General features: G+C 70.8%; 13 protein-coding genes. 5 read left to right on the top strand and 8 right to left on the bottom strand.

Annotated features, from left to right (window positions below; all coding sequences use genetic code 11):
• Positions 1–104 precede the first annotated feature (104 nt).
• On the bottom strand, positions 105–1,115 hold the full coding sequence (locus tag AU195_RS21370) for a uroporphyrinogen decarboxylase/cobalamine-independent methonine synthase family protein (protein ID WP_059161034.1): 1,011 nt from the start codon (positions 1,113–1,115) through the stop codon (positions 105–107).
• A 52-nt stretch (positions 1,116–1,167) separates the two neighbouring features.
• On the opposite strand from AU195_RS21370, the gene AU195_RS21365 reads away from it, so the two are divergent.
• Positions 1,168–1,806: a sensor domain-containing protein gene (locus tag AU195_RS21365; RefSeq protein ID WP_059161033.1), complete on the top strand. Its 639-nt coding sequence runs from the start codon at positions 1,168–1,170 to the stop codon at positions 1,804–1,806.
• A gap of 33 nt (positions 1,807–1,839) precedes the next feature.
• On the opposite strand, the gene mnmA is transcribed toward AU195_RS21365, so the two are convergent.
• The 7 genes from mnmA to AU195_RS21330 all read right to left on the bottom strand — a co-directional run bounded on the left by mnmA (position 1,840) and on the right by AU195_RS21330 (position 8,693).
• The gene (gene mnmA, locus AU195_RS21360) at positions 1,840–2,919 is read right to left on the bottom strand and encodes a tRNA 2-thiouridine(34) synthase MnmA (protein ID WP_172800669.1); all 1,080 of its coding nucleotides are present in this window, start codon (positions 2,917–2,919) and stop codon (positions 1,840–1,842) included.
• Between the two features lie 31 nt (positions 2,920–2,950).
• The gene (locus AU195_RS21355; RefSeq protein WP_059161031.1) at positions 2,951–4,144 is read right to left on the bottom strand and encodes a cysteine desulfurase family protein; all 1,194 of its coding nucleotides are present in this window, start codon (positions 4,142–4,144) and stop codon (positions 2,951–2,953) included.
• A gap of 47 nt (positions 4,145–4,191) precedes the next feature.
• On the bottom strand, positions 4,192–5,028 hold the full coding sequence (locus AU195_RS21350) for a lysophospholipid acyltransferase family protein (protein WP_059161030.1): 837 nt from the start codon (positions 5,026–5,028) through the stop codon (positions 4,192–4,194).
• The gene (locus AU195_RS21345) at positions 5,025–5,870 is read right to left on the bottom strand and encodes a GNAT family N-acetyltransferase (RefSeq protein ID WP_059161035.1); all 846 of its coding nucleotides are present in this window, start codon (positions 5,868–5,870) and stop codon (positions 5,025–5,027) included. The genes AU195_RS21350 and AU195_RS21345 overlap by 4 nt, the downstream gene beginning before the upstream one ends.
• Before the next feature lie 144 nt (positions 5,871–6,014).
• Positions 6,015–6,758 carry an SDR family oxidoreductase gene (locus AU195_RS21340; RefSeq protein ID WP_059161029.1) on the bottom strand — a complete coding sequence of 248 codons (744 nt, stop codon included), beginning with the start codon at positions 6,756–6,758 and terminating at the stop codon, positions 6,015–6,017.
• A 145-nt stretch (positions 6,759–6,903) separates the two neighbouring features.
• The gene (locus AU195_RS21335) at positions 6,904–7,860 is read right to left on the bottom strand and encodes an electron transfer flavoprotein subunit alpha/FixB family protein (protein ID WP_059161028.1); all 957 of its coding nucleotides are present in this window, start codon (positions 7,858–7,860) and stop codon (positions 6,904–6,906) included.
• A 32-nt stretch (positions 7,861–7,892) separates the two neighbouring features.
• Complete coding sequence (locus AU195_RS21330) at positions 7,893–8,693, bottom strand: electron transfer flavoprotein subunit beta/FixA family protein (RefSeq protein WP_059161027.1); 801 nt, start codon at positions 8,691–8,693, stop codon at positions 7,893–7,895.
• A gap of 217 nt (positions 8,694–8,910) precedes the next feature.
• Between AU195_RS21330 and AU195_RS21325 the strand changes: the two genes are divergently transcribed.
• The 4 genes from AU195_RS21325 to AU195_RS21310 all read left to right on the top strand — a co-directional run.
• Positions 8,911–9,696 (top strand): class I SAM-dependent methyltransferase, encoded by a 786-nt coding sequence (locus tag AU195_RS21325; protein ID WP_059161026.1) that lies wholly within the window; start codon positions 8,911–8,913, stop codon positions 9,694–9,696.
• On the top strand, positions 9,693–11,261 hold the full coding sequence (locus AU195_RS21320) for a 1,4-alpha-glucan branching protein domain-containing protein (protein ID WP_059161025.1): 1,569 nt from the start codon (positions 9,693–9,695) through the stop codon (positions 11,259–11,261). The genes AU195_RS21325 and AU195_RS21320 overlap by 4 nt, the downstream gene beginning before the upstream one ends.
• Before the next feature lie 88 nt (positions 11,262–11,349).
• Positions 11,350–12,591, top strand: a complete 1,242-nt coding sequence (locus AU195_RS21315; protein ID WP_059161024.1) for a glycosyltransferase family 4 protein — start codon at positions 11,350–11,352, stop codon at positions 12,589–12,591.
• A 58-nt stretch (positions 12,592–12,649) separates the two neighbouring features.
• Positions 12,650–13,744: HNH endonuclease signature motif containing protein (locus tag AU195_RS21310; RefSeq protein WP_059161023.1), on the top strand; the 1,095-nt coding region annotated here is incomplete at its 3' end.

The following is a 13,744-nucleotide window of genomic DNA, read 5'->3' as shown; positions in this document are numbered from 1 at the left end:
CTGGAGAACACCAGCCGAGAAACTCAACGAACTACTCTCAAACCCACCAGCTGTTGCATCCACCGCTTGAAACCGCCCGGCGAGTTCGCGATCTGACTGCAAAGTCAAACGGCGTCGGGATCCTCGGCGAACGCGTCGGCGGTCTTCTGGGTGAGTTCGACGGCGATACGCGCCCATTCCGGCGTCGCGGTGGCCAACCCGCAGGCCGGGGTCACGCCGATCCGCTCGCGCAGGACGGCGCGCGGGAAGCCGAGCCGGTCGGTCAGCGACACCGCCGAGGCGGCGACCTGTTCGACCGACGGCCGTGCGGCAGGGGCGGCCCCTGGCACCACGCCGAGCAGCACCGCGCGCCCGGACTCGACGAACTCGCCGATCCCGTCGAGGTCTTCGGCGGTGAGCGTGACGGTGTCCACCGCGATGGCCTGTAACTGGCTGCGCTGCAACATTTTCCATGGAAGCCCGACGGCGCAGCTGTGCAGCGCCACCTCACCGCCGACCCGGGCGATGCACTCGTCGAGCAGCTGGGTGGCCACCGCCTCGTCGACGGGATGCACCGGGGTCAGGCTGGTGACGCCGGTGAGCCGGCCGGCCAGCGCGGCGGGCAGCAGCGGTTCGTCGAACTGCACGACGACGGGGGTGTCGAGCCGACGCGACACCTCGGCGCGGTGCACCGCCATACCCTCGGCCAGGGAGCCGGCAAGGTCGCGAACGGCCCCGCGGTCGGTGAGCGCCCGGTGGCCTCCGGGCAGCTCGAGTTCGGCGGCCAGCGTGATCGGACCCGGCGCCTGGACCTTCACGGTGCGGCCGGAGCCGCGCAGGCCGGCCTTCTCCCACGCCTCCTCCAGCGCGTCGACATCCTCGTCGAGCAGGCTTCTGGCGCGGCGGGCCGCGGAGGTCTTCCCGTTGGCAACGCGGTAACCGCGGGGCACGATGTCGATGCCGATGTCCACCAGGAGCGCGCCGGCCCGCCCGATCATGTCGGCACCGATACCGCGCGACGGGAGTTCCACCAGATGCGGCAGGGTGTGCAGTTCGCCGATCACGACTTCGGCGGCCTGCCGCGGATTCGTTCCCGGCCAGGATCCGATACCGGTCGCGGCGGCGTAGACACTCACCCGGTGCACAGTATGCGACGCGGTTAGGCTCGTCATCGGGAAGGGGACGGCGATGACCGCATGGGCCAGGGCGCTGACGGCGGTCGCTGCGGCGCTGCTGACCGCCGGGTGTGTGGCGACGGTGGAGGGCACCGCTACCCGCTCGGTGCCGGGCCTCGACGACGATTCCCGCTCCCCCGTCGACGTCGACACCGTGCTGCTCGAGACCGCACAGATGCAGGCGATCACGGGCGCGGGCGAGGATCTCACGATCATCCCGAGCATGGACGGCAAGATCCCGGTCGACATCGAATCGCTGATGGAACAGATGCCGACGCCGTGCCGGTGGCTGTTCGCCGAGTCGCAGACCTTCGGCGACGAGGTCGAGGAGTTCCACAAGACGACGTTCCAGAATCCGCCCGACGGCGGCCTCATCTCACAGGGCGCGGCGGGATACCGCGATGCGCCGACGGCGCGGCGGGCCTTCGACGGGGTGGTCGCCCTGGTCGATGGTTGCGACACAACGGATTACGGTCCCGCGTACATCGGCGACTGGACCTCGACCGGCGACGCGGTCTCGACGCGGCCCGGCGACTGCGGGCGGGATTACCGCCTCAAGTCGGCGGTGCTCGTCGAGGTGACGTTCTGCGCGTTCACCGAATCGGTGCCCGACATCGTGATGACGAACATCCTCGCGAACGTGCCGGGGTGAATCACGACGCTCGACCCCCTCGACGCGGACGAACTAGCGCCCCTCGGCCCCGCTGATCGTCGCGCTGGCCAGCACCTCGTCACCGGACGGGTCGGGCCGGTAGATCACCATCGTCTGTCCCGACGCGACACCGCGCAGCGGCGCCCGCAACTCCACCGACAGCACGCCCGAGTCATACGACGCCACCGCGTCCGCCAGTCCGCCGTGCGCCCGCACCTGGACCTGGCACTCCACGGGTCCGGTGAACGCGGTCCCGGACGTGAACACCGGACTCGCACCGGCCAACCGCCACACGTCGAGGTCCTCGGCGCCGCCGACCCGCACCGTCCCGGTGGCCGCGTCGATGCCGGTGACGTAGCGCGGCTGCCCGCCCGGGCCCGGGCCCGCGATACCGAGCCCCTTACGCTGTCCGATCGTGAACCCGTGCACGCCTTCGTGTTCGGCGAGCTTGGTACCGCCCGCATCGACCACCGCGCCGCGCCGCACTCCGATCCGCGCACCCAGGAACGCCCGGGTGTCCCCCGACGGGATGAAACAGATGTCGTGGCTGTCGGGCTTGTCCGCCACGGCCAGCCCGCGGCGCGCGGCCTCCTCGCGGATCTGCGCCTTCGGGGTGTCACCGATCGGAAAGACCGCGTGCCGCAACTGCTGTGCGGTCAGCACCGCCAGCACGTAGGACTGGTCCTTGTCCGAGTCCACCGCCCGGCGCAGGCGGCCGTCGGACAACCGCGCGTAGTGGCCGGTGGCCAGCGCGTCGAATCCCAGCGCCAACGCCCGCCCCGCCAACGCGGAGAACTTGATCTTCTCGTTGCACCGCACACACGGATTCGGCGTCTCACCGCGCTCGTAGGACGCCACGAAGTCGTCGATCACGTCCTCTTTGAAGCGGTCCGCGAAATCCCAGACGTAGAACGGGATGTCGAGCACATCGGCGACCCGGCGAGCATCACCGGCGTCCTCCTTCGAGCAGCATCCCCGCGACCCCGTACGCAGCGTGCCCGGAGTCGCCGACAGCGCCAGGTGCACCCCGACGACGTCGTGGCCGGCGTCGACCATCCGCGCCGCGGCGACCGAGGAGTCGACGCCGCCGCTCATCGCGACCAGGACCCGCATCATCGCCCGCTCTTCGCGCAAGCGCTCATCGTCACTCCACCACTCCGGACGCGGCCAGCGCGGCCTGGCGCGCCCGTTCGACAGCGGCCGGCAGCACCTCGAGCGCCGCGTCGATGTCGGCGTCGGTGCTCGTGTGGCCGAGCGACAGCCGCAACGAACCACGGGCGCTGGCCGGATCGGCGCCCATCGCGATCAGCACGTGCGACGGCTGCGCCACCCCGGCGGTGCACGCCGAGCCGGTCGAACACTCGATTCCCTTGGCGTCCAACAACATCAACAGCGAATCACCTTCGCAACCCCGGAAGGTGAAGTGGGCGTTGCCCGGTAGCCGGTCGGCGCGGGCGCCGTTGACGGAGACGTCGTCGATCGTCGCCAGCACACCGTCGATCAGCCGGTCCCGCAGCGCGGACACCCGAGCGCGGTGGGCGTCGAGCCCGTCGACCGCGACCCGCGCCGCCGCCGCCATGGCGACCGCACCGGCGACGTCGGCCGTCCCGGACCGGACATCGCGTTCCTGGCCACCGCCGTGCAGCAGCGGCACGCAGGCGGTGTCGCGCCGCAACAGCAAGGCGCCGATGCCGGTGGGTCCGCCGAACTTGTGTGCCGTCACGCTCATCGCCGACAGCCCGCTCGCCGCGAAGTCCACCGGCAGCTGACCGACCGCCTGCACCGCATCGCTGTGCATCGGCACATCGAACTCCGCGGCGACCGCGGCCAGCTCGGCGATCGGCTGGACGGTGCCCACCTCGTTGTTGGCCCACATGACCGACACCAGCGCGACGTCGTCGCACGCCTTCAGCACCTCGCGCAGGGCGGCGGCGGTCACCGATCCGTCGGCCTGCACCGGCAGCCAGGTCACCTCGGCGCCCTCGTGCTCGACCAGCCACTGCACCGCGTCGAGGACGGCGTGGTGCTCGGTCGGCGTGGTGACGATGCGGTTGCGCCGCCGTTCGGCGTCGCGGCGAGCCCAGAAGATCCCCTTGACCGCGAGGTTGTCGCTCTCGGTGCCGCCGGCGCAGAAGATGATTTCCGACGGACGCGCCCCCAGCAGCCCGGCCAGCGTCTCGCGGGCCTCCTCCATCCGCCGGCGCGCCAACCGGCCCGCACCGTGCAGTGAGGAGGCGTTGCCGACGGTGGTCAGCACGGCCGTCATCGCCTCGATGGCAGCAGGGTGCATCGGGGTGGTCGCGGCGTGGTCGAGGTAGACCGACTTCGGCGAGGTCATGGCCCGTCCAGGATAGCCGTCGGCCGGGCACCGCCCGGATCGCCGGGTCAGGCGGCCAGCGCGTGAGCGCTCGCCGTCGCCGGCGCGATGCCCCGGACGGCCGTCTCGCAGCGGGCGGCCAGGTCCCGCCGGTCGTCGCCGGGCAGCTGCAGCGACTCGACACCGATGTGGCAGACGGTCCGGCGGGCGGTGATCACCCGTCGTACCGAGGCGGACAGCGAATCGTCGCCGACGAATGCGGGCACGGTGGACAGCCGTCCGTCGTGGTGGCGGTAGGTCATGCGCAGCGGCTGCACCGGACGGCCCGCGTCCACGGCGGCCTGGAACATCGCCGGGCGGAAGCGCCCGTACCCCAAGCCGCACCAGGTGGTGCCCTCCGGGAACGCGACGACGGTGTGGCCGGCCCGCAGCCGGTCGGTGACCGCGGTCACGACCGCGGGCAGCCGACGCAGGCTCCCCCGGTCGATCGGGATGACCTTCATCAGCCGTACGACGGGTCCCAGCGCCGGCCAGTCGACGAGGTCCGCGCGCGCGACGAACGACCCGGGCAGCACCGCGCCGATGGTGAAGATGTCCAGCCAGGACACGTGCCCGCTGACGACCAGAACGCCGCGCAGGTTGCGGATGGGTCCACCCGACAAGGCGATCCGCACGCCGAAGCTGCGCAGCATCAGACGGCAGTACGCGCGCTGCACGTGCCACCGACCGGGCAGCGGAAGCGCCAGCAGCCACACGCACGAGAACAGCGCCACCGCCGCGCCGGCCCGCACCCCGGTGCGCACCGCGACCCACCAGCGCGGCCCGGGCCGGTCGGCGCCGGCGGCGACGCAACTCGCGTCGCAGGTGGCGCGCTGCAGCCAGGCGTGTTCGGTCGTCAGCGTCATGACGCCGCGCCCCCTGCCAGCCCCTCGGCCATCTCGCCCGCCGCCGACACCGACCGCAACCGGCGCAGATAGCGGGTGTCGGCATGGCGTTTGTCCAGGAGCGCCGGGAAGTCCCCGACTCCGAAGTCCGGATCGTGTGCCGGGTCCCCGCAGACCTGTGCGCCCAGCCGTAGGTAGCCGCGCATGAGCGGAGGGACGGCGACCCGCGCCGGGGGCGCGATGGCATCCAGCCCGCGGCCGTCGACCACCACCGGGCGGTACGGGCGCACGGTGTAGCGCTCCGGGGCGGCGTGACGGCGCCGCACGAAGTCGCGCACACCGCGCACCTGAGTGCCCGCCGGTTCGCCGGCCGGGCCGGCGACCGGCACCGACACACAGCCGGTGACGTAGTCGTATCCGCAGCGGTCGAGGTAGGCCAGGATGCCGGCCCACATGAGCAGCACCACACCGCCGTTGCGATGGTCCCGGCGCACCACCGCGCGGCCCATCTCGACCAGCGACGGCCGCAGCGGGTCGAGGGCCCGCACGTCGAATTCGGTCGCGGTGTAGAGGCCACCCGCGGCGATGGCCCCGGCAGGGGGCAGCATCCGGTAGCAGCCGACCAGTTCGCCGGAGGTCTCCTCACGCACGAGCAGGTGGTCGCAGTAGTCGTCGAAGCGATCGGCGTCCCGACCGTCGAGAGCGCCGGCGAGCGCGAATCCGGGCTCGGAGGTGAACACGTCGTGGCGTAGCCGCTGGGCGGCGGTGATCAGGTCGGGATCGGTCGACAGGAGCAGCGAGTACCGCGGGGTGTCCGCGGTGCTCGGCTGATCGGCGGCGATGAGGACAGAAGCAGTGCTCATGTCCAGCACGGTCGCTGAGCCGTTCGGCGCGGCGGCAAGCGCTGCGTGACGTGTTCGTGCACGCTGGATGACGAGTTGGTCGCTCGCCGCCGGCGGATCACCTCATCGCGTGACCGGCGTCGGTGACCGCCGCCGGTGGCCGGCTCAGCGCTGGGCCAGCCAGTCGCTGAACCGGGTCGTGGCGATCACCGCACCGTCACCGGTCACCAGGCTGGTCTCGTCGACCGGCGTGCCGAAATAGCGGGCATCCGGATCGATGACCACCGGCACGTCGGCGCCGCGCGCGGCGAGGACGGCGCGGGCCAGGTCGGCGAACGGCAGCTTGTCCGGCCCGCCGACATCGACCACCCCGTTGCGCGGTTCGGCGACGGCCACGCGAGCCACCTCGGCGGCCACGTCGGCCGCGGCGATCGGCTGGATGAGGGCGTCGGGCGCCCGGACCTCGTCGCCGACCGTGAGCGTGCCGGTGATCATCTCGGCGAATTCGTGGAACTGGGTGGCGCGCACGATGGTGTACGGCAGCCCGGATTCGGCCACCGCCTTCTCCTGCGCGACTTTCGCTCGCAGATAACCACTTTCGGGCAAGCCGTCCGCGCCGACGATCGAGAGCACGACGTAGTGACCGACGCCGGCCGCGTCCGCCACCGACACCAGATTCGCCGAGGACCGGCGGAAGAACTCCATGACCGGGCCGTCCTCGAACGACGGTGAGTTGGTGACGTCGACGAGCACGTCGGCACCGGTCAACGCCTCGGCGAGGCCCTCGCCGGTGAGGACGTCGGCACCCGAACTCCGCGAGGCGGCCACGACCTCGTGTCCCCCGCGACGAAGCAGTTCGACGACCTGCGCGCCGATCTGACCGGTGGCGCCCATGACGGTGACCTTCATCGGGTGGTTCCTCTCTCGATACCCCCACTCACGATGGCACAGCCTGGGCGTATCGACCCCAGAAAAGATCGTCGTCTTCAGCTGAGATGCGAAAAACCCCGGCACCGCGCGGGTGCCGGGGTTCTCGCTGCAGCGTCGAGCGGTGTCAGCCCTTGCGCGCCTTGACCTTCTCGGTGAGCTGCGGGGTGACCTTGAACAGGTCGCCGACGATGCCGAGATCGGAGATCTCGAAGATCGGCGCCTCTTCGTCCTTGTTCACCGCGATGATCGTCTTGCTGGTCTGCATACCGGCGCGGTGCTGGATGGCGCCGGAGATGCCCAGCGCGATGTACAGCTGCGGCGAGACCGTCTTACCGGTCTGACCGACCTGGAACTGACCCGGGTAGTAGCCCGAGTCGACCGCGGCACGCGAGGCGCCCACCGCACCGCCGAGGGCATCGGCGAGTTCCTCGACGATGCCGAAGTTCTCGGCACTGCCGACACCACGGCCGCCGGAGACGACGACGGTCGCCTCGGTGAGCTCCGGGCGGTCGCCGGCCACGGCGGGCTCCCGCTTGGTGATCTTCGTCGCGGTCTCGGCCTGGGCCGGCACCTCGACGTTGACGACCTCGCCGGCACCGTCGGCGGGCTCGGCGTCGATCGCGCCCGCGCGCACGGTGATCACCGGGGTGTCCCCGGTGACCTCGGCCTCCACGGTGTAGGCGCCACCGAAGATCGAGTGGGTGGCCTTCCCGCCCTCCTGAACCGCGATGACGTCGGTCAGCACGCCGGAGCCGATGCGGGCGGCGAGCCGGCCGGCGATCTCCTTGCCGTCCGCGGAGGCGGCCAACAGCACACCGGCGGGGCTGTTCGACTCGGCCAGCGCGGCGAGCACGTCGACCTGCGGGGTGACGAGGTAGTTCTCGGCGTCATCGGATTCGGCGACGTAGATCTTCGCGGCGCCGGCGGCCTTGAGGCCGTCGACCAGCGGCTCGGCGGTGCCCGGCTTGCCCACCACGACGGCGGAGGGTTCGCCGAGCGCACGAGCGGCGGTGATCAACTCACTGGTGACCTTCTTCAGTGCACCTTCGGCGTGCTCGACGAGCACGAGTACTTCAGCCATTCTTTTTCCGGTCCTTCGTGTCTCGGGGAGTCTTAGATGATTTTTTGAGCGACCAGGTATTCGGCGACCTTGCTGCCGCCTTCGCCTTCGTCGGTGACCTTCTCGCCTGCCGTCTTCGGCGGCTTCGGCGTCGACGTCAGCACCTTGGAACCGGCGTTCGCCACGCCGACCTCGTCGGACTCGACACCGATCTCGGCCAGCGTCAGGGTCGTCACTTCCTTCTTCTTGGCGGCCATGATGCCCTTGAAGGACGGGAAGCGCGGCTCGTTGATCTTCTCGTTCACGCTGACCACGGCGGGAAGCGGCGCCTCGAGGGTGAACACCCCGTCGTCGGTCTCGCGCTCACCGGTGACCTTGCCGTCCTCGACGGTGACCTTGCGCATGTGGGTCAGCTGCGGCAGGCCCAGGTACTCGGCGATGATGGCCGGCACCGCGCCGCCCGCACCGTCGGTCGCCTCGTTGCCGGCGATGACCAGCTCGGTGCCCTCGATGGCGCCCAGCGCGCGGGCCAGCGCCCAGCCGGTCTGCACCATGTCGGAACCGTGCATGCCCTCGTCGACGAGGTGCACGGCCTTGTCGGCGCCCATGGACAGCGCCTTGCGGATCGCCTCGGTCGCGCGCTCCGGGCCTGCGGTCAGCACGGTGACGGTGCCCTCGACCCCGTTGGCGGCTTCCTTCTCCTTGATGAGCAGCGCCTCTTCGACGGCACGCTCGTTGATCTCGTCCAGCACGGCGTCGGCGGCTTCCCGGTCCAACGTCCAGTCGCCCTCGGAGAGCTTGCGCTCGGACCAGGTGTCGGGGACCTGTTTGATCAGGACCACAATGTTCGTCATGAGATGGTTCGTCCTCCTCGATGAGGCCGGCCGGCGGTCGGCCCGTTACCACGTTTTGTGAAACTGGCACCATGTTACTCGTCAGTAACTAAAGGTGGTTTGCAGGAACACCATAGCTGGTCGAAGTTCATGCGCCCGCCTCCCCTACCACTGCGAACCCGTCAGGAACTGTTCGCGAACCGGCCACGATCCCGTCGCCTGGGTTAGCCTGCCTGCGATGAGCGCATTCGTTACCGGGCCGCGTGGGGGCGGCGACGAGACTCTCCCCCTCACCGGCGAGCGGACCATCCCCGGTCTGGCGGAGGAGAACTACTGGTTCCGCCGCCACGAGGTGGTCTACGCCCGCCTCGCGCAACGGTGCGCAGGCCGCGACGTACTCGAGGCCGGATGCGGCGAGGGCTATGGGGCGGATCTGATCGCCGGGGTCGCGCGACGCGTCATCGCCCTGGACTACGACGAGGCCACCGTCGCGCACGTGCGCGCCCGCTACCCACGCGTCGAGGTCCACCACGGCAACCTCGCCGCCCTGCCCCTGGCCGATGCGTCCGTCGACGTGGTGGTGAACTTCCAGGTCATCGAACATCTGTGGGATCAACCACAATTCGTCGGCGAGTGCCTGCGGGTGCTGCGTCCCGGCGGGCTGCTGCTGATGTCGACACCGAACCGGATCACCTTCTCCCCCGGCCGCGACACCCCGGTCAACCCGTTCCACACCCGCGAACTCGACGCGGCCGAACTGACCGACCTGCTCACCACCGCCGGGTTCGGGATGGAGGCGATGCTCGGGGTTTTTCATGGCCCGCGCCTGCGCGAGCTGGACGCCCGGCACGGCGGCTCGATCATCGACGCGCAGATCGCCCGGGCCGTGGCCGACGCGCCGTGGCCGCAGGATCTTCTCGACGACGTGGCCGCGGTGCGCGCCGACGACTTCGACCTGCTGGAAGCCGGCAGCGCGGATATCGATGACAGCCTCGACCTGGTCGCGATCGCGGTGCGGCCGTGAGTGACGACGCGCCTGCGGTACCGGGGCTGTTCACCCTCGTCCTGCACACGCATCTGCCGTGGCTGGCCCACCACGGGCGCTGGCCGGTCGGCGAGGAGTGGCTGTACCAGTCGTGGTCGGCGTCGTACCTGCCGTTGATGCGGGTGCTGCGCAGGCTGGCCGCCGAGGACCGCGGCCACCTGCTCACACTCGGGATGACGCCGGTGGTGACCGCCCAGCTCGACGACCCCTACTGCCTGACCGGGATGCACAGCTGGCTGGCGAACTGGCGGCTGCGTGCGCTGGAGGCCGCGACGCTGCGCACGTCGTCGGACACCACGCCGGCCTGCACACCCGAGGCGCTGCGGACCTTCGGCGCCCGTGAGCAACGCGAAGCCGACCAGGCGCTCGACGAGTTCGCCACGCTGTGGCGCCACGGCGGCAGCCCGCTGCTGCGTGAGCTCGTCGACGCCGGCACCGTCGAGTTGCTGGGCGGGCCGCTGGCGCATCCGTTCCAGCCGCTGCTCAACCCGCGGTTGCGGGAGTTCGCGCTGCGCGAAGGGCTCGCCGACGCCGCGCAGCGCTTCGTCCATACCCCGCGCGGGATCTGGGCCCCGGAATGCGCGTACGCACCCGGCATGGAGTTCGATTACGCCGCCGCGGGCGTCGGCCATTTCATGGTCGACGGTCCGTCGCTGCACGGCGACACCGCGCTGGGCCGCCCCGTCGGCGACTCCGGGGTCGTCGCGTTCGGCCGGGACCTGCAGGTCAGCTACCGCGTGTGGTCGCCGAAGTCCGGCTACCCCGGCCACGCCGCCTACCGGGACTTCCACACCTACGACCACGTGACGGGGTTGAAGCCGGCGCGGGTCACCGGCCGCAACGTGCCCTCCTCGGCCAAGGCGCCGTACGACCCGGACCGCGCCGACGCCGCCATCGACGCCCACGTCGCCGACTTCGTGGCCGTGGTCCGGCGGCGGCTGCTCGACGAGAGCGAGCGGATCGGCCGGCCGGCGCACGTCGTCGCCGCCTTCGACACCGAACTGTTCGGCCACTGGTGGTACGAGGGCCCGGAGTGGTTGGCGCGGGTGTTGCGGGCGCTGCCCGAAGCGGGTGTGCGGGTCGGCACGCTCGGCGACGCCGTGGACGACGGATTCGTCGGCGCCCCAGTAGATCTGCCGCCGAGCTCGTGGGGTTCGGGCAAGGACTGGCAGGTCTGGGCGGGTGATCAGGTGACCGACTTCGTGCGACTCAACGCCGAGGTCGTCGACACCGCGCTGAGCACCGTCGATAAGGCGCTCACCCAGCACGCGTCGGTGGGCAGCCCGACGCCGCGCGACACCGTCGCTGACCAGATCCTGCGCGAGACCCTGCTGACGGTGTCCAGCGACTGGCCGTTCATGGTCAGCAAGGACTCCGCCGCCGACTACGCCCGCTACCGTGCGCACCTGCACGCCCACGCCACCCGCGAGATCGCCGACGCCCTGGCGGCCGGCCGGCGGGAGCAGGCACAGCGCCTCGCCGACGGCTGGAACCGCGCCGACGGCCTGTTCGGCGCGCTCGACGCCCGAAGGTTGCCCCGGTGAATCGCCCTTCCGCGAGCGTGCGCGTCTGCTGCGCGACGCGCCGCCGGACAGCAGCACTTCGCGCACACTCGCGCAGGATCGAGTGTGCGTGAAAGTCCTTCTCGTGTCGTGGGAGTACCCGCCGGTGGTCATCGGCGGGCTCGGCCGCCACGTCCATCACCTCGCCATCGCGCTCGCCGCGGCCGGCCACGAGGTCGTGGTGCTCAGCCGCCGGCCGGCCGACACCGACCCCAGCACGCACCCCACCACCGACGAGGTCAGCGAGGGTGTGCGCTTGGTCGCGGCCGCCCACGACCCGCACGAGTTCGCGTTCGGCCGCGACATGATGGCCTGGACGCTGGCCATGGGACACGCCATGATCCGGGCCGGCCTGGCGATCAAGGACCACGGTCAGCCGTGGCGCCCCGACGTGGTGCACGCCCACGACTGGCTGGTCGCCCACCCGGCGATAACGTTGGCCGAATTCTTCGACGTGCCACTGGTTTCGACCATTCACGCCACTGAGGCCGGCAGACACTCCGGCTGGGTGGCCGGGCCGATCAGCCGCCAGGTGCATGCGGTCGAGTCGTGGCTGGTACGCGAATCCGATTCGCTCATCACGTGTTCGGCGTCGATGCGCGAGGAGATCACCGAACTGTTCGGACCCGGCCTGCCGGAGATCCGGGTCATCCGCAACGGGATCGAAGCAGAGCGTTGGCCGTTCGCGCGCCGCCGGCCTCACGGTGGACCCGCCCGACTGCTCTACCTCGGCCGGCTCGAATACGAGAAGGGGGTACACGACGCCATCGCCGCGCTCCCCCGGATCCGCCGCACCCATCCCGGCACCACCCTCACGATCGCCGGCGACGGCACTCAGTCGGACTGGCTCATCGAGCAGACGCGAAAGCACAAGGTGCGCAAGGCTGTCACGTTCGTCGGACGGCTGGACCACGACGGGCTCGTCGACATGCTCCACACCGCGGACGCGGCGGTGCTGCCCAGCCACTACGAACCGTTCGGCATCGTCGCGCTCGAGGCGGCCGCCACGGGAACACCGCTGGTGACCTCCACGGCGGGAGGCCTGGGCGAAGCCGTGATCGACGGGGTGACCGGGATGTCGTTCCCGCCCCGCGACGTCGCAGCGCTCGCCACGGCCGTGCGCGCCGTGCTCGACGACCCCGCCGCCGCGCAGCGACGCGTGGTTGCCGCCCGGGACCGGCTCACCTCGGACTTCGACTGGAACACTGTCGCCGCGGAGACCTCTCAGGTCTACATCGCCGCGAAACGCCGTGAGCGCGAACCGCATCCACGTGTTCCGATCGTCGAACGGGCGCTACCCGACCGGTCCTGAACGACGTCGAATCGCTCCGTCGGCCGGATCTGTCGGACCCTGCTGCTTGTATGGGGTCATGTCCTCGAGCGTGGCGTCCGGCGCGGTGGTGGTGCGCCCAATCGACCGTCTCGAGATGCTGTTCGACGAGCTGGCCGAGCTGACCGGCCAACGCAACGCGATCGACGCCCGCCTGGTGGAGATCGCCGCCGAGATCGACCACGACGAGTTGTGTGGGATGACGGGTGCGACGTCGGTGGCGCATCTGATGGCGTGGAAGACCGGGTCGTCGTCGAGGAACGGCAAGACCATCGCCGCCATCGCCCACCAGATCGCGGAATTCCCCCAATGCGTCCAAGCTCTGCGGGAAGGGCGGCTGTCGCTGGATCAGGTCGGGGTCATCGCCGAGGGCGCGGGGCCAGGGTCTGATGCGCATTACGCCGAGCTGGCCCGCAGCGCCACGGTCAACCAATTCCGCACCGCGATCAAACTCGAACCCCGACCCGAACCCGAACCCGAACCTCAAGCCGACACTGACATCCCGCCTGAACCCGAGCCTGAGCCCGAGCCGCGATCCTCGATCACCAAGACCTCCGACGAGCAGTACACCCACTGGCACATCGCGATGCCACATGCCGAGGCGGCGGCGTTCGACGCCGCCCTGCAATCCCACCACGACGGGTTGGTCGCCCAGTGGAAACACGACCACGACACCGACAGCCCGGGCGCGGGCCCGTCAGCGGGGCGGCCGCCGTTCCCCACTCTCGGCGATGCGTTCAATGCACTGGTCGAGGCCGGGTGGGACGCCGAGGCCGCTCGCCGCCCCCACGGGCATCGCACCACTGTGGTCGTGCACCTCGACCTCACAGACCGTATCGCCGCCCTGCATCTGGGGCCGCTGCTCTCGGATTCCGATCGCCGCTACCTGACCTGTGACGCCACCTGCGAGGTGTGGTTCGAACGCGACGGGCAACCCATCGGGTCCGGGCGCACCACCCGGCTGATCAGCCGCCGGCTGCGCCGCGCGCTGGAACACCGCCACCCCACCTGCGCGGTCCCCGGATGTGGAGCCACCCGAGGTCTGCACGCCCACCACCTCCGGCACTGGGAAGACGGCGGCCGCACCGACCTGGACAACCTCGTGCTGGTCTGCCCCTACCACCACCGACTGCAC

The organism is Mycobacterium sp. IS-1496, assembly GCF_001499995.1.
Classification (GTDB): Bacteria; Actinomycetota; Actinomycetes; order Mycobacteriales; family Mycobacteriaceae; genus Mycobacterium.
The sequence above is the reverse complement of the archived record's forward strand: the minus strand, read 5'-3'. Positions and strand labels throughout refer to the sequence as shown.